Below are 16,292 nucleotides of genomic sequence, written 5' to 3' on the forward strand. Positions count from 1 at the left end.
GCAATATCTTCAAATTGCTTATGTGAACCAAAATGGCACATGTAATTATTTGGTGCACCAATACCAAGCAATCACCTCAATTGAGGCAAACGCAACTTCTTTATCGTTAGTTATCGACTAAAGGAGCTCAGCATGAAAGAGAAAACTAGCATTAGCGGCTTATCACCAGAAGCCACCACCCCCACTGTTACTGGTGCCAATCCTACGCGTCGCAAACTTATTCAAGGCATTGGTTCTGCAAGCATTCTGTCCTTAATAGACCCAATGGTTAAGGCAGGCGCATGGGCAGCAGGCTCCGATGCCCCTGAGAAAACAGATGTGAAAGTGAGTTTCATTGCCCTTACGGATTGCTCATCGATTGTCATGGCTAACCATCTTGGGCTAGATAAGAAGTATGGCGTCAAGATTATCCCCACCAAAGAAGCATCATGGGCTGCAATCCGTGACAAGCTAGTGAATGGCGAAAACGACATGTCGCATATTCTCTATGGCTTGATGTACGGACTACAAATGGGCATCGGTGGGCAACAAAAAGATATGTCTCTCTTGATGTCCTTGAACAATAACGGCCAAGCAATTACTTTGTCTAAAGCGCTTTACCAAAAGGGTGTTACAGATGGGGCAAGCCTTAAAGCTGTCATGGATAAAGAAAAACGTGACTACACTTTTGCGCAAACCTTTCCAACTGGTACACACGCTATGTGGCTCTACTACTGGTTAGCGAATTACGGCATCAATCCATTTAAAGACGCGAAAATTATCACTGTTCCGCCCCCACAAATGGTGGCAAATATGCGCAGCGGAAATATGGATGGCTATTGTGTAGGTGAACCATGGAATGCCCGCGCAATTATTGACGGCATTGGCTTTACAGCCATTACCACACAAGCGATTTGGCAAGATCACCCAGAAAAAGCTTTAGGAACAACTTCTGATTTCGCTAAGAAGTACCCCAATACTTGTCGCGCAGTTACGGCAGCAATCTTAGAGGCTGGAAAATACATTGATGCATCGACTTCAAATAAGCATGCAACTGCAGAAGTTGTAGCTGCACCTTCATTTGTGAATACTGACGTTGCTGTAATTCAAGATCGAATGATGGGCCGCTACAACAATGGTATCGGTAAGACTTGGGATGATCCTCATGCGATGAAGTTTTATAACGATGGTTTAGCGACTTTCCCATACCTATCCGATGGCATGTGGTTTATGACTCAACACAAGCGCTGGGGATTACTCAAGGAACATCCAGATTACTTGGCAGTGGCGAAGAAGGTTAACAATATCGCCATCTATAAAGATGCGGCTACGGCCTCCAAAACCCCATTACCAAAAAGTGATATGCGCTCCAGCAAATTATTTGATGGTGTTGTATGGAATGGTTCCAACCCTGCTGCTTATGCAGATAGCTTCAAGATCAAAGCATGAAAAAACAAAAACTCGTCATGATTGGCAACGGGATGGCCGGCGTTCGGACCATCGAAGAACTATTAAAGCTCGATCCAGAACTTTATGACATCACCATCTTTGGTGCCGAACCTCATCCCAACTACAACCGTATTTTGCTGTCCCCAGTATTGGCAGGCGAACAGACTCTTGAGCAAATTGTTCTAAATGACCTCGATTGGTACAAGAGCAATGGCATTCATCTTCATCTTGGCAAGACCATAACCAAGATTGATCGCAAAGAGCGTACTGTAATTGCCGACGATGGTACCGTTGAAAGCTACGATCGCTTGTTGCTAGCTACCGGCTCTTTACCATTCATCTTACCTGTTCCGGGAAATGATTTGCCTGGCGTAATTGCGTATCGCGACATTAAAGATACCAATGAGATGATTGATGTGGCGACGCGTTACAAAAATGCCGTTGTTATTGGTGGCGGCTTACTTGGTCTAGAAGCTGCAAATGGTCTAGCTCTTAGGGGTATGAGTGTGACCGTAGTCCATCTTGCCGACTGGTTAATGGAAAGGCAGTTAGATAAAACAGCGGCTGACTTACTGCAAAAATCTCTGGAGGAGAAAGGTCTCAAATTTTTGCTAAAAACCTCAACTGAAGCAATTATTCCTAATGCAACCAGTGATCGAGTGGGTTCTATACGCTTTAAGGGAGGTTTAGAAATCCCTGCTGATTTAGTTGTTATGGCCGCAGGTATTAAACCCAATACCGCATTAGCGGAATCTGCTGGCTTGCATTGCAGCAGAGGAATTGTTGTTAACGATACTCTGCAAACATTTGATCCTAGAGTCTATGCAGTAGGAGAATGTGCCAGCCATCGTGGTACGGCCTATGGTTTAGTTGCCCCTTTATTTGAACAAGCCAAGGTTTGCGCAAATCATCTAGCTGAGTATGGCATTGGTCGCTACGAGGGCTCTGTTACCTCCACAAAACTCAAAGTTACTGGCGTCGATCTATTCTCAGCTGGAAACTTTATGGGTGGTGAAGGCACAGAAGAAATCACTCTAGCCGACCCCATTGGTGGAGTTTATAAAAAATTAGTTCTCAAAGATGATCGCCTGATTGGTGCCTGCATGTTTGGCGATACAGCAGATAGTACTTGGTATTTTAAGCTCATGCGTGACTCACAAAGCGTTGCTGAAATTCGAGACACTTTGATGTTTGGTGAATCCAATATTGGCGATGTTGGCCATCAAGGTCACAATAAAGCTGCTGGCATGACCGATGCAGACGAAATCTGCGGATGTAATGGCGTCACCAAAGGTACGATTGTTAAAGCTATTCGTGAACAAGGCCTTTTTACATTAGATGAAGTGAAGAAATGCACGAAGGCCAGTAGCTCCTGTGGATCATGCACCGGCTTAGTTGAACAAGTCTTAATGAATGTTTTAGGTACAGACTATTCAGCTACTCCCAGAAAGAAATCAATTTGCGGATGCTCTGATCTTTCCCATGATGAAATCCGTCAAGCCATTCGCTCAGGTCATTTAATTTCCCAAGAACAAGTTCGAGCTGAGCTAAGCTGGAGAGCTCCTAATGGCTGCGCAACCTGCCGCCCTGCCTTGAACTACTACCTCATTTCTACTTGGCCACATGAAGCAAAGGATGATCCCCAGTCTCGCTTTATTAATGAGCGCGCTCATGCGAACATTCAGAAGGATGGCACCTACTCTGTTGTACCAAGAATGTTTGGCGGACTTACCACCCCCGCTGAATTACGCCGCATAGCCGATGTTGCCGAAAAATACCAAGTACCTACAGTAAAGGTTACGGGCGGCCAACGCATCGACTTGCTAGGCATAAAAAAAGATGATCTGCCAGCAGTATGGAAGGAATTGGATATGCCATCAGGTCATGCTTATGGTAAGTCGATTCGTACAGTGAAAACTTGCGTTGGCGATGAGCATTGCCGCTTTGGCACTCAATCCTCTATGAAGATGGGTGTAGAGCTTGAGCGCATGTTGTTTGGCATGTACTCTCCACATAAAGTAAAGCTTGCGGTTTCAGGGTGCCCCAGAAACTGCGCAGAAGCCGGCATCAAAGATGTTGGCATCATTGGCGTTGAATCTGGCTGGGAGCTCTATATTGGTGGTAACGGCGGCATTAAAACAGAAGTAGCGGAATTTCTTTGTAAAGTTAAAACTGATGAGGAAGTTCGTGAATATTCTGGGGCCTTCTTACAGCTGTACCGCGAAGAAGCTTGGTATTTGGATCGAACTGTCCATTACTTAGCAAGAGTTGGCATGGAATATATTAAGCAAAAGGTGGTCGACGATGCCGAAAGTCGTAAGGCTCTTTATGAAAGACTGCTGTTTGATCTAAAAGATGCTCCAGATCCTTGGAAAGACTTTGAACGTGCTGGTGTAGATGTTCGTCAATTTAAAACTATTCCTATTGTCGAGGTTGGAAATGTCTAATACCGCCCAACTTGATCAGTGGCAAAAAATCACAACGGTTGATGAGATTCCTGTTCTGGGATCTCGGGTTATTCAAGCGCCAGCTGGTCAAATAGCTATTTTCAGAAATTCAGAGGACGAAGTATTTGCCGTATTGGATAAGTGCCCTCACAAGGGTGGCCCCCTTTCTCAGGGCATCGTTCATGGAAAATCCGTAACCTGTCCACTGCATTCCTGGAATATAGATCTCTCCACCGGCTGTGCCCTTGCCCCAGATGAAGGCTGTGCTAAATCCTTTGCAGTCAAAGTAGAGTCTGGTGTGGTTTGGCTAAGCCGCGAGGAATTGCAAGTTGCTCATGGCTGAAGTTAAAAGCACCTGCTGCTATTGCGGTGTTGGCTGTGGCGTCATTATTGAAACCGCTGAAAGCAATGGGAAGATCGAGGTAACCGGGGTTCGCGGCGACCCCGATCACCCTGCAAACTTTGGCAGACTATGCAGTAAAGGCTCAACCCTTCATCTCACTGCAAACCCAAGCCTTCAGATGCAGGCTCGACTGGGATCACCAGCTATCCGCAACACAAGGGGTGAAGAGGCCAAAGATATTTCTTGGCCTGAAGCAATTCAGACTATTGCACAAAAATTTGCCGATATCATTAAAGAGCATGGCCCAGAATCCGTTGGCATTTATGTCTCTGGTCAATTGCTGACTGAAGACTATTACATCTTCAATAAGTTAATGAAGGGCTTAATTGGCTCGAATAATATTGACACTAATTCACGCCTATGCATGTCTAGCGCAGTAGCTGGCTACAAGCAAACTTTGGGAATGGATGCCCCACCCTGCTGCTATGAAGATATAGATTCAGCATCCACGATCTTTATTACCGGATCTAATACTGCTTTTGCTCACCCAATTCTCTATAGACGTCTTGAGGATGCACGCAAAAATAATCCGAGTCTCAAAGTTATTGTTGTTGACCCAAGAAAAACCGATACCGCCAAAGAAGCTGATCTCTACCTACAGATACAGCCTGGTACTGATGTAGCCCTCTACCACGGGATGCTTTACATCATGCTCTGGGAGAAATGGATTGATGAGCCTTATATCAACTCATATACGGCGGATTTTGATGCGCTGCGTGATTTGGTTAGAGATTTCACGCCCAAGGCAGTTAGCCAGATCTGCGGAATTAACGAAAAAGACTTGTTCCAAGCGGCGCAATGGTTTGCTACTTCACCTGCAACCCTATCGATGTACTGCCAGGGGCTGAATCAATCTGCTTCAGGTACCGCGAAGAACGCTGCCTTAGTTAACCTACATTTAGCCACCGGTCAAATAGGGAAAGCTGGTGCTGGACCATTCTCCTTGACTGGACAACCCAATGCGATGGGTGGCCGGGAGGTTGGAGGCTTGGCCAACCTGTTATCTGCACACCGCGATCTTGCTAATCCAGAACACCGCGCAGAGGTAGCCAACCTATGGGGAGTTCACTCCGTTCCTGAAAAACCAGGGCTTAGTGCAATACCGATGTTCGAGGCATTGCGTACTGAAAAATTAAAAGCTATATGGATTGTCTGCACAAACCCCGCACAATCAATGCCTGATCTCAATGCAGTTCACGAGGGATTAAGCAAGGCAGAATTTGTTGTAGTGCAGGAAGCTTATGCACACACAGCCACTACCCTATATGCAGATGTATTGTTGCCCGCCACTACCTGGGCAGAAAAAGTAGGAACAGTTACTAATTCAGAGCGAAGAATTTCTAAAGTAAATCCCGCAATTGACCCCTATGAGTCTGCTAAACATGATTGGCAGATCGCTCTTGAAATTGGGCTAGCTCTAGAAGCGCTATTACCAGGCAATAGAAAAGAAGGAATATCCACTCTATTTCCTTACAACGGACCAGAAGATATTTGGAATGAACATCGCGAAAGTACAGCGGGTCGCGATCTTGACATTACTGGTTTAAGCTACAAAATCCTTGAGGAGCGTGGACCGCAGCAATGGCCCATGCCCAAAGGGGATTTCTTTGGTAAAAAGCGACTTTATGAAAATGGGGTCTTTCCTACCAAAGATAAAAAAGCGCACTTTATAGCGGCGCTCTATAAAGCAACCGCAGAAACTGTAGATGCTCGCTACCCATTTGCCTTAAATACTGGGCGCCTCAGAGATCAATGGCATGGGATGAGCAGAACAGGAACGATTGCAACTCTGTATGGCCACTCGCCCGAACCTTGCGTAGAACTTTCACCCAAAGATGCTGGCAGGATGAATTTAGAAAATGGTGATTTAGTTCATGTCACCAGTCGTAGAGGTAGTGAGATCTTCCCAATCAAAGTCTCAGACGATATCGCCTCCTCGCAAGCCTTTATTGCCATGCACTGGGGTTCTGAATTTATTTCAGGCGCTGCTGGTAAAACACCGGGTCGCGGAGTCAACGGCCTTACTTGCAATATGATCGACCCCGTATCCGGTCAGCCTGAACTGAAACATTCAGCCGTCAAGATTTTGCCAGCAAACCTTCCCTGGCATTTAGTGGCTTTCGGCTTATTTCCAAAAGACGAAGTATTTTTTGTTCAAAACAGTTTGCGCAGCATCTTGCCTCATTTCGATTCCGCCCAATGCGTTCTATTTGGGAGAGAGCAGGATGGTGACCTCATTGGGGTCTCGTTCAAGGCCGCTCATCACGATGACCCGCTAGAAGAATCAGACTCTCTTGCAGCACAAGCTTTAAAGCAAGTAATCCGTAAATTTAAGTTGGATGAGGAATCTAGAGAGCCTGTGATGCGCTATAGCGATAAGCGCAAAGGCGTAGTACGGCTCGTGCGTGCTCGAGAGCAAGTCCTGTCTGCCATGCTCACTGGCCCTATTGAAAGCCTAGCAAGTACAGCTTGGCTTCGAGAATACCTAGAAAGCGGCTTAGATGCCAAAAAGCTCGGTCGATCCTTATTGATGGCCGTCAGTAAACCCCCTGTAGAACTAAAGCCTAAAGGTAAAGCAATTTGTAACTGCTTCAATGTTTCGGTGGACACAATGAAGGAATGCTTAAGAAAAATGCCAGCCGGAACCTCTCCTGACGATGCCATGACCTCACTTCAATCTGAAACGCAATGTGGAACTAATTGCGGCTCCTGCAAACCCGAAGTTAAGCAAATTATTGCTGGCTTTATTAAGACATTAGAAGTCGCAGCATAATCATTCAATGAGCATTACATCATTCTTAAAAGTCATTGGCCGAGGCAGTAAAGGTGCCGGCGATCTTGATCGCACCCAGGCAAAAGATGTCTTCACGGCAATACTGGATGGTAATGTCAGCGATCTTGAGCTGGGTGCATTTTGTATTGCTATGCGCATCAAGGGTGAGTCCGTATCTGAGCTCATGGGCTTTATGGATGCCCTTCAACCGCATCTGAATTTACTGAATCTAGGCACACGCCCAACCATAATCTTACCAAGCTATAACGGGGCTAGGAAACAAGCAAACTTAACGCCACTTCTTGCTGGCATGCTCTCAAGTTATGGCTTTGTAGTGCTTGTTCAGGGGGTCGAAAAAGATGAAACCAGGGTAACGAGCTATGAAATTTTTAAGTCCCTTGGCTGGCCAATTCTCAAGACCAAAGATGAATTTGGCGCCCTCCTGGCATTGAATCTACCGATCTTTTGCCCTCTTAATGTCATCTCCCCAGCGCTTCAAAGGTTATTAGACGTCAGAGAAAGAATTGGCCTGCGGAATACTGGTCATGTACTAGCAAAACTCATTAATCCAACGCTTCAGAACCCTTGGCAAGTTTCTAACTACACACACCCAGAATACCCAGAAAAATTACGGGAGTTTTTTCAACTTCGCTCGGCTAATGCAATTTTGATGCGGGGGAGTGAGGGTGAGCCAACTGCCTCCCTACAGCGATTACCTGAAATGCATTTTCTGTTTCAAAATGGAAATGAAGTCACCAAACTAGAACAGCGCTTTGACGATCCTAATCCATTTTTTGATATTGACTCTATACCGACAGCGTCTGTTACCCAGAAAATTTTATCTGGACAAGTAAGATGTCCGAGCTCAATTCTCAGACAAGCAGATCAAATATCTACAATGGCTGGCTTACACTAAACCATGCTATCAATAGCTATGCGTTTGGCATGGGTTTCATTGGGTGCAATGGTTGCACTTGGGTTAGCCCTGCTCGCTACAAAGCCACCAACATCACCATTACTTCTTGCATCACTGGGTGGCTCAACAATATTTCTGTTTGGCTTGACAAGCGCCCCTGCAGCACAACCAAGAGCTTTATTTGGCGGGCACCTCATCAGCGCACTCATTGGTATTATTTGCTATCAACTCTTTGGTGACGCTTTATGGGTTTGCCTGCTCGCAGAAGTAATTACTCTAGCAGCCTTATTACTTACTCAAACCGTACACCCGCCTGCTGGCGCTAATCCACTTATCATGATTCAAGCTCATGCTAGCTTTGGCCATCTTGCAGTGGTTGTCTTGGTAGGCGTGACAATTCTTGCGGTTGTAGCAGCCCTTTGGAGCCGACTAACCCCAGGAAAGACTCTTCATTATCCGGCGAAGTGGAACGAGCCTTCACCACAATCTACAAATTGGAGTGTTTGGGGTTGATTTTTTTAAGACTTCACTCCCCATCGATCCATCAACTTCTTATTCGCAAGGCTTGCTATGGCTAAAACAAATGAGTCGACCAATACAGGATGTAAAGCAAAATCATAGCTAGCGGTGCCTGCCATAACAATAAAAATACTTAAGAAGGCGGCTGGTGGATGCATACATCCCAGTAAATTCATACCAACTACGCATGCCAACAACGCAAACGGAATACCCAGATAGGTTGTTGGAAAGATAAAAACACAAATAAAGGCTACACATGACGCATACAGATTTGCTTCTAGCAATACCAATGGCGAAAAGTATTTACTTTGTGGAAATAAAAATATGCATAAGGCACTCACCCCAAATACCGCTGTAACCATATTCTCATCTGTAGTCATATCACCCCACAGATAGTTAAAGTAAGTTATTAATAAAATAGTTATTCCGACGCCTAGCGAAACCCTTAGTTTGTCAAACCAAGAATAGTTACCCTGAGGTGGAGCAATCCTATTAACGAAATTTAGAAATTTATCTAAATATTTTCTCATCGAATATCAATTGATTGATCAATTGCCTTAACAAAATCAGATTGAGTAATCATTCCAACTAATTTTTTATTGCTATCAATAACGGGTATATGGTGATGTCCATCGCCACAAAATATCTCTGCAAGGTCTAACATATTGCGATCTTCACTAATTACTCGCACTGGCCTGCTCATTACCTGGCCAACTGCATTTGGCAAGCTCGATAAGCCGGGAATGGCAGTACGCATAAAACCCCTAATTCTTTGACCAAAAGTCTGGTGAAAATCAACTGACGCGCTTTTAATAAAATCTTCCAAGGTGATGATACCTAGCACCCTTCTGGCGCCATCAATTACAGGCAGAGCTTTAATGTGTTTAATCCTTAATAAATTCCAGGCTTGTTCTAAGGAGGAATCCATTTGTACGTATGAAATATTAGTTGTCATAATATTCTTACACTGCATACTCTGTAATTTTTTATGATAGGCGCGATGCACGCGTCTTTTGTTTACCTACTTCTCCAAGCTTTGCCCCTCGAGATTTCTGTATTCACTTAGTAGCTAAATAGACGCCTGCAGATAAGCAACTATCAGATGGTATTGGTCTAGTAATTAAAAATAGCTATAGATTGCTTTGACTAAGCATCAGTATAAAAGTATATAAGAGCCTCTGAACCAAGATTTGGATGACATGCTACAAATTCGCAAAAGAATTAGTCAAAACTAAAATGCTTCCGTAATGTTGCACTCCCTCCAGCGGGTCGATTGCTAGAGCCGCCGTTACCATTAATACTCAAACTGGTGTCATTAGGCGGTGGTTTATTGCTTTCAGTTGAAGTGGATGAAGCATCCTGATTGGGGCTAGCTTCCGTTTGCTTTTTAGATGAATGATGAATCGCCGTACTATTTTTTTGGATTGGAAATGCTCTTGCGACATCAATTCCTTCTAAATCATCTCCCGCAGACGCAATTGACGCAGTCTGGCAAAGAAGGGTGATTATGATTATTGGTGCAACTTTCATTTAACCCCTCTTTACTATTTCAATCCACTTAGTTACTGCTTTACATATAACTGCTTGCCATCCTTAATTGTTTCGGTCACCTGAATATCTTTAATCTCCATCGGATTCACCTTCAATGGATTGCGATCAAGCACGACTAGGTTGGCAAACTTGCCTGCAGTAATACTGCCCTTATTGGCTTCTTCCTTATACATAAATGCAGGAACGGCAGTAAAACCACGCAACGCCGTGTATGGATCGGTACGTTGATCAGCACCCAAAGTTTGGCCACCATAAGTTTGACGATTTACTGCAGTCCAGATCGTAAACAATGCACTAGGTCCCGCAGAGGGGAAGTCATTATGCAAACCTACGGTCAGACCTTTTTCCTTAGCCCAAGTCATCGGCACCATATTATTGGCTCGCTCGTCTCCTAAGATTTTCTTATAGACATCGCCATACATCCAAATATGGTCAGGCATAAATTCAACAATAATTTTATTTTTCTTGTATTGATCTAGTTGATCGTTGCGGACAAAAAATGAATGCGCAATCATGGTTCTGCGATCTTCGGTAACACCCGTCTCTTTTATCGCCTTGTCAAGCGCTGAAAGAGTGATATCTATTCCCGCATCGCCGTTGGAGTAGCCGTAGTATTGAATGTTTTTTTCGTAGGCTAATTTTGCATAACGATCAACCAAAGCCTGCGAGCCAGCATCCAGACCACGCCAACCCTTTGGAAACCCACTTGTATCTGCGTAAGGTTTGGAAAAATAGGCCAACTTTAATTGCGGAGCGCCGTCTGTAGAGACCAAAATTCCAGCAACCTTAAATCCACCATTAGCATTGTTATAGACACCAAATGGATACTTAGGATTGGATGCTAATAACTGATCAACCACTTGATAGGTAGGCAATGCAATTAGATCGATGCTGACCTTCTTTTTATCTATCGCCTCTCTCATATTCTGAATATCTTCTAGCGTGGTTTCATAACTTTGTGCGGTAGTAAAACCATTTGATAGATAGATCTTCTCGGCATCGCGATAGGTCTGAAGCCTTAAGTCGTGTGACAATTTACCAAAGACCTTTGCTGTTGCAATCAGGTTCGGGTCACCAATGAGTTCGCCGGTTAACATTCCAGACTTAGGATTGACTGGAAGCATGCCCTGCGCAAACTTAGTAGTCTTGGTAAACCCCAGCTTTTTCAGGCCTGCCGTATTTACAATACCAGTCAATGTAGAAATATTGTTAACAAAGACTGGCTGATTAGGAAATGCCTTATCCAGCTCCTCAATAGTAAGTGGGCCATCAGTCAGAAAAGCATCCGCATATTCTGTGCCGATAATCCAACCATTAAATGGTTTTGCTTCGGCTTTTAAACGACCGATGAGTTCTTGAGTTGTGTGAGGCGGCTTTTTTGAAAAATATCCTAGATTCACGCTCAGGGTATTTTGAGCATTCAAAGTAAAGTGACCCCAAGCATCGATAAAACTGGGCAATAAGGTTTGTCCTTTTAAATCCCGCATCTTAGGATTAGTGCCAGCCTGATTTAAAGCATCACGATAATTACCGACATAGACAATCTTCTGATCTTTGACTACGACAGCTTCAACATACTGAGGCTTATCACCCTCCATTGTGAGGATATCGCCATTGAAATAGACCGTGGCCACATCGGCAAATACTTGCACTGAAACTAAGAGCAAAAATGTAGCGAAAAGGGTTTTGAAGAATTTCATAAAGGACTCAATCAAATAATTGACGGGGATATTACCCACAGTTTATAGAAGATGATAATGCTAATACAAGGGAACGAAAATGCTGTTAGCCTATGTTAACAATATTCCCCAAATATCAGCCCTACATGAATATGAAATGAAAAATGAGCACGGATCTGAAAATACTCGCATTTGACGTCTTTGGCACTGTAGTTGACTGGCATGGGTCCATCGCTTCCGAAGCCAAAAGATTAGGTCTACCTGTTGATCCTAACGAATTCGCCACTGCATGGCGAAATGGTTATAAACCAGCAATGGCTAGGGTTCGATCTGGGGATCTTCCATGGACAAAAATCGATGATTTACATCGTATGATTCTCGATGGGATATTAAAGACATTCAACATTACTTCGCTCTCTGAATCTCAAATACGCGAATTAAATCTTATTTGGCATCGCCTCAATCCCTGGCCAGACACTATTGAAGGACTCACAAGACTTAAAAGTAAATTCACGATTGTCACCCTATCCAACGGCAATCTGAGCCTACTTGCCAATATGGCTAAGAACGCTGGGCTACCCTGGGATCTCATTCTCTCGGCAGAAGTATTTCGGCATTACAAGCCCGACCCTGAAACCTATCTAGGTGTTGCAACAACTTTCGATGTGCGCCCTGAGCAAGTAATGCTGGTAGCAGCCCATAAAGATGATCTTCAGGCCGCTAAAGATTGTGGACTTCAAACCGCTTTCATCGAAAGACCACTAGAGTTTGGCCCAAACATTCCAAGGCAAGATTTGCATCGTGAGGTATTTACCAACTATCACGCCAAAGATATTAACGATCTTGCTACTCAATTGGGATGCTAATAAATAGCTATTGATTAGCTGCCCCAAAATAATCCATCAAAAAAACCGCCCGAAGGCGGTTCATTTTGATGCTTACCTATTAATTACTCACGAGTGTAATTACCCATTAGTGATTATGCCCAGCATTTCCCATTGGCATATTGCCACCATTCATAGGCATTTGCTGGGGCATCTGCTTTTGCATCTGCTGAATTTGCTGTGGCGTCATATTTCCCATCATCTGCTGATGCATCTGCATCATTTGCGAATGCATAGCTGGGTCACATTGTTCGTATCCCGTATTGCCACTCATTTGATGAGTATCAGCACCTTTGTAACCAAGCAAAGATGGGTCCAGCATTCCAGCAATCATCGCGATATGTCCAAAAACCAAGAATAAGGCTACGCAAATAGCGTGGATCTTCAGCTTACCCATTTGGTCTAGCGCTTTATTTACAAAACCAAACTCTTGAAGAGCGATCCAAATTAATGGCAGGCCACCAATGAGATAACTGCCAACTGCAATCACATCAATTGCTGTTCTCCATTCACCTCCTTTGGTGATAGGCACCACAGCGGTCGTCATCAAATAAATTATGATGCCAATGAAGTAAAGCCCAACTGTCGTACCAGAAAAGCGATTGAGGTGATAAACAAAGCCATCAAACTTGCGAGTAAAAAGAATATATAGCTCTGTAATTGCTAATGTTTCAGCAAGTACCACCGGTATAGCCATAAAAATTAGCAAGTTCCATGGCTGGTTGTCAGCCAATAACTGCATATAGTGAGTCATATTCATTATGAAATCTCCAAAACATAAATTATCAAAACGACAAAAGTCGTCAAATCAAATGTGATTACAGATAATGTTTTGGTGGCTTGTAAATCGATTCAGCAATAGTGGAAACAGGCTTGGGCGTTTCGCCAAGTAGATAAAAATCGGATGATTTATTAAATACGAAATTGACTGGGTTGTGCAAAACGGCAATAGATGCACAACAATAGTGACTGACGCTTAATTTACCTACTGAGTGAGAGTCATCATGAGAGATGGGGGACGCCACTTCTTCGCAATGACTATGAGAAGTAGATTGAACAGCATGAGAGGATTCACCAAATGGAATAGGCATCGTGCTGGCATTAACCATGCCAACTAAGAAACTCAGAAAGAGTACCAATGCTATCTTCTTCATGACCTAATTTTACTCTCCAGCAGCAGATTTGGCATGGGCATTAGCCGCAACCACATCCGCTTCCACAGCCACCCTTTTTCTTCGCTGGTGCCGTAGATTGCTCATCCAAATCCAAACTGGATGGATAGCCCTCTTCATCCAAGGCATGAATTAAGTCATCTGTTTGATTTGAAGCTCTAGATACCTGAACCCGACCAGACTGTAGATCCACTTGGACACTCTCAACCCCATTTAAGGACTCAAGAGCTTTAGTGACATGTTTGACGCAGGAACCGCAGGTCATTCCCTGCACATTTAAATTAATTTGAGGCATATACCCTCCAATATTGATGGTTTATATCTTATATATGGTGACGATTTAGAGAAAAACAAGTGCTTATTGAGACCCATTAAACCCATATATGAACGGCACCATTTTTGATCCTATGCCCACCTTGGAAGCCTGTCCAGCCCTCAGGAGAAATCCGATCGAAATTCTATTGATGCAGATCAAACTTAAACGGGATCAATATGCGTCATTACATTGAGAACGGGCAATTCCTTTTTAATTTGATTGCCAGCTCTAAAAGCGATGTCATGACCAACTTGGACAGTGGCATTCGCATCCACTTCAATATGGACATCAACCAAGATAAGGTCACCCATTTTGCGTGTTTTTAAGTCGTGAAAACCTTTAACGCCCTCAGTGGATCTAATAATGTTTTCTATCTTTTGATGCTCTTCTTCTGACACCGCTCTATCCATTAAATCGTGTAGAGCGTCCCAACTAAATGTCCACCCAGTTTTAGCAACCATTAAGCCAACCACTAATGCCCCAACAGAATCCAATACAGGATAACCAAATAAGGCCCCCACAATACCAACCGCAACCACTAATGACGATGCAGCATCGGATCTTGCATGCCAAGCGTTGGCTACAAGCATAGAAGAACGAACACGTTCTGCGACAGACAACATATATCTAAAAAGCAATTCTTTAGCGACCAATGCTCCTATTGCGACATAAAGCGCCATGATCTGAATCTGACCAGCCGCTACAGGATTAATAATCTTGTCGCCAGCCTTATATAACATTCCAGCGCCAACTGCTAAAAGCGAGACGCCCAAGAAAAGTGAGGCAGCAGTTTCGTAGCGCTGATGCCCATAATGATGATCTTCATCAGCATCTTTGGCGCTATGGTGATTAGCAAAGAGCACCACAAAGTCCGCAACCAAATCCGTTAAGGAGTGGATGCCATCGGCAATCAAGCCCTGAGATCCAGAAACAATACCGGAAAATATTTGAGCGACTGTAAGGCCAATATTGACGACAACGCTAACTAGTGTGCTCTTCTTAGCGGCCTTTTGCTTGTTAGGACTCTCCAATTCGCGATCTTCGTTAATTCGATCCATATGCACATACTAACAAATCATTAAGCCGAAGATCATCATCAACTTATTGGGTAAATGCAGGCAAAGATCCGCTGACTACCAGATAAAATACATAAGCCCATGCGATCCCTAAAGCAACGCCCATAAAATACATTGGATATCTAATTGCCTGCTCTTCTGTGCCTAGCTTTTTGCCTGTCACCATCGACTTAATCAAATTTTCTTTTTGCAAAAAACTCATCAGTATGGCGGCTGCAACATGAATCGCAACTAATGCCATTGCTAGGCTAGCAATGGCTTCATGTACTTCGCCCATTACATCTCCAAAAAACTCTTTAACACTCCAATAGCCAGTTAAGCCAATCAAAAGCACCAACCCCATCAAAGCAAGCATCGCGATAGCACCAACTGGATTATGGCCAGGGTCAGAATGCTTGCTGCTAACGAATATCGACTGAATGTGTTTAATAACCCCTTTGGGGCCTTTAATAAATTGAGAAAAGCGGGCATATTTAGTGCCCACCAAACCCCAGACAACCCGAAAAAGAACCAAGCCGCAAGCGGAGTACCCAAATGCATAGTGAATCATTTGTAGCGCTTCACTCTCAGAAGTGAGCCAAGCACCAGCGAATGAAACCACTAATAACCAATGGAATGCTCTGACTGGAAAATCCCAAACTAAGATATATTTTTTTGGATTAGTCGCATTCATTTTGATGGAATCCGAACATTGTCTTCGTTAAAGATACCCTTAACCGCATCCGCATGACAAGCGGAGCAATTCGCTGGACTCTTCACGCCAGTTCTTTTCCACACATCCGCCCTCACTTCATCATGCTTGCGAATAAACCAAGCGCTCTTGGTAATTCGATTATCAGGCGCTAAAGAGGCGTACTTCGCTTTGGTTGCGGCATTTTTAACCAACCAAATAGTTAATTCAGCCTGCGTTTTTTCATCGAGGCTTGCATCCGTTCCAAAGTGTTTGTCTAGACTAGACATGATGTTTTGCCAATTTTTCTGCCCTAACAAGCCTGGCGGATATGCCATATGACAACTAGCGCATTCAGCTTCATAGGACTTTGGAATATCGCTAGGCATGCCCATTTTTGCCGCAGAAATTGGCATAGATATCAGAATCAATAATGAAAGAAGAAAATAAGTTTTCAT

The 16,292-nt window shown here is 43.9% G+C and carries 17 protein-coding genes; 7 read left to right on the forward strand and 10 right to left on the reverse strand.

Going from position 1 to position 16,292, the window contains the following annotated elements; genetic code table 11:
- Nucleotides 1-132: 132 nt before the first annotated feature.
- Genes FD973_RS07780 through FD973_RS07805 form a run of 6 tightly spaced genes read left to right on the forward strand, consistent with a single transcriptional unit; the run spans nucleotide 133 to nucleotide 8,480 of the window.
- Complete coding sequence (locus tag FD973_RS07780; RefSeq protein ID WP_251368749.1) at nucleotides 133-1,428, forward strand: CmpA/NrtA family ABC transporter substrate-binding protein; 1,296 nt, start codon at nucleotides 133-135, stop codon at nucleotides 1,426-1,428.
- Nucleotides 1,425-3,875, forward strand: coding sequence for a nitrite reductase large subunit NirB (nirB, locus tag FD973_RS07785; protein WP_215322781.1), 2,451 nt, complete (start codon nucleotides 1,425-1,427; stop codon nucleotides 3,873-3,875). Before FD973_RS07780 ends, nirB begins: the two co-directional genes overlap by 4 nt.
- The gene (gene nirD, locus FD973_RS07790; protein WP_215322782.1) at nucleotides 3,868-4,218 is read left to right on the forward strand and encodes a nitrite reductase small subunit NirD; all 351 of its coding nucleotides are present in this window, start codon (nucleotides 3,868-3,870) and stop codon (nucleotides 4,216-4,218) included. The genes nirB and nirD overlap by 8 nt, the downstream gene beginning before the upstream one ends.
- The gene (locus FD973_RS07795; RefSeq protein ID WP_215322783.1) at nucleotides 4,211-7,051 is read left to right on the forward strand and encodes a nitrate reductase; all 2,841 of its coding nucleotides are present in this window, start codon (nucleotides 4,211-4,213) and stop codon (nucleotides 7,049-7,051) included. The genes nirD and FD973_RS07795 overlap by 8 nt, the downstream gene beginning before the upstream one ends.
- Nucleotides 7,052-7,058: 7 nt before the next feature.
- Nucleotides 7,059-7,967, forward strand: a complete 909-nt coding sequence (gene ybiB / locus FD973_RS07800) for a DNA-binding protein YbiB (protein ID WP_215322784.1) — start codon at nucleotides 7,059-7,061, stop codon at nucleotides 7,965-7,967.
- A 3-nt stretch (nucleotides 7,968-7,970) separates the two neighbouring features.
- Nucleotides 7,971-8,480: an HPP family protein gene (locus FD973_RS07805; RefSeq protein ID WP_215322785.1), complete on the forward strand. Its 510-nt coding sequence runs from the start codon at nucleotides 7,971-7,973 to the stop codon at nucleotides 8,478-8,480.
- A 5-nt stretch (nucleotides 8,481-8,485) separates the two neighbouring features.
- Here the strand turns inward: FD973_RS07805 and FD973_RS07810 are convergent, their stop codons facing one another.
- From FD973_RS07810 to FD973_RS07825, 4 genes are all read right to left on the reverse strand, one after another.
- Nucleotides 8,486-8,866 carry an HPP family protein gene (locus FD973_RS07810; RefSeq protein ID WP_215322786.1) on the reverse strand — a complete coding sequence of 127 codons (381 nt, stop codon included), beginning with the start codon at nucleotides 8,864-8,866 and terminating at the stop codon, nucleotides 8,486-8,488.
- A gap of 146 nt (nucleotides 8,867-9,012) precedes the next feature.
- A complete protein-coding gene (locus tag FD973_RS07815; RefSeq protein ID WP_215322787.1) occupies nucleotides 9,013-9,441 on the reverse strand; it encodes a CBS domain-containing protein in 429 nt (142 codons plus the stop codon).
- Nucleotides 9,442-9,707: 266 nt separating this feature from the next.
- Nucleotides 9,708-10,016, reverse strand: coding sequence for a hypothetical protein (locus FD973_RS07820; protein WP_215322788.1), 309 nt, complete (start codon nucleotides 10,014-10,016; stop codon nucleotides 9,708-9,710).
- Nucleotides 10,017-10,048: 32 nt separating this feature from the next.
- On the reverse strand, nucleotides 10,049-11,737 hold the full coding sequence (locus FD973_RS07825; protein ID WP_215322789.1) for an amidohydrolase: 1,689 nt from the start codon (nucleotides 11,735-11,737) through the stop codon (nucleotides 10,049-10,051).
- A gap of 143 nt (nucleotides 11,738-11,880) precedes the next feature.
- Between FD973_RS07825 and FD973_RS07830 the strand changes: the two genes are divergently transcribed.
- On the forward strand, nucleotides 11,881-12,582 hold the full coding sequence (locus FD973_RS07830) for a haloacid dehalogenase type II (protein ID WP_215322790.1): 702 nt from the start codon (nucleotides 11,881-11,883) through the stop codon (nucleotides 12,580-12,582).
- 106 nt (nucleotides 12,583-12,688) lie between these two features.
- Here FD973_RS07830 and FD973_RS07835 read toward each other — a convergent pair whose 3' ends face one another.
- The 6 genes from FD973_RS07835 to FD973_RS07860 all read right to left on the reverse strand — a co-directional run bounded on the left by FD973_RS07835 (nucleotide 12,689) and on the right by FD973_RS07860 (nucleotide 16,292).
- Nucleotides 12,689-13,360 carry a DUF6803 family protein gene (locus tag FD973_RS07835; protein WP_215322791.1) on the reverse strand — a complete coding sequence of 224 codons (672 nt, stop codon included), beginning with the start codon at nucleotides 13,358-13,360 and terminating at the stop codon, nucleotides 12,689-12,691.
- A gap of 58 nt (nucleotides 13,361-13,418) precedes the next feature.
- Nucleotides 13,419-13,754 (reverse strand): hypothetical protein, encoded by a 336-nt coding sequence (locus tag FD973_RS07840; RefSeq protein ID WP_215322792.1) that lies wholly within the window; start codon nucleotides 13,752-13,754, stop codon nucleotides 13,419-13,421.
- Nucleotides 13,755-13,794: 40 nt separating this feature from the next.
- Complete coding sequence (locus tag FD973_RS07845) at nucleotides 13,795-14,067, reverse strand: heavy-metal-associated domain-containing protein (protein ID WP_215322793.1); 273 nt, start codon at nucleotides 14,065-14,067, stop codon at nucleotides 13,795-13,797.
- A 182-nt stretch (nucleotides 14,068-14,249) separates the two neighbouring features.
- The gene (locus tag FD973_RS07850; protein ID WP_215322794.1) at nucleotides 14,250-15,146 is read right to left on the reverse strand and encodes a cation diffusion facilitator family transporter; all 897 of its coding nucleotides are present in this window, start codon (nucleotides 15,144-15,146) and stop codon (nucleotides 14,250-14,252) included.
- A 43-nt stretch (nucleotides 15,147-15,189) separates the two neighbouring features.
- Nucleotides 15,190-15,837, reverse strand: a complete 648-nt coding sequence (locus FD973_RS07855; protein ID WP_215322795.1) for a cytochrome b/b6 domain-containing protein — start codon at nucleotides 15,835-15,837, stop codon at nucleotides 15,190-15,192.
- A complete protein-coding gene (locus FD973_RS07860) occupies nucleotides 15,834-16,292 on the reverse strand; it encodes a diheme cytochrome c (RefSeq protein WP_251368750.1) in 459 nt (152 codons plus the stop codon). Before FD973_RS07860 ends, FD973_RS07855 begins: the two co-directional genes overlap by 4 nt.

The sequence above is a fragment of the Polynucleobacter sp. MWH-Braz-FAM2G genome (genome assembly GCF_018687635.1).
Taxonomy (GTDB): Bacteria; Pseudomonadota; Gammaproteobacteria; order Burkholderiales; family Burkholderiaceae; genus Polynucleobacter.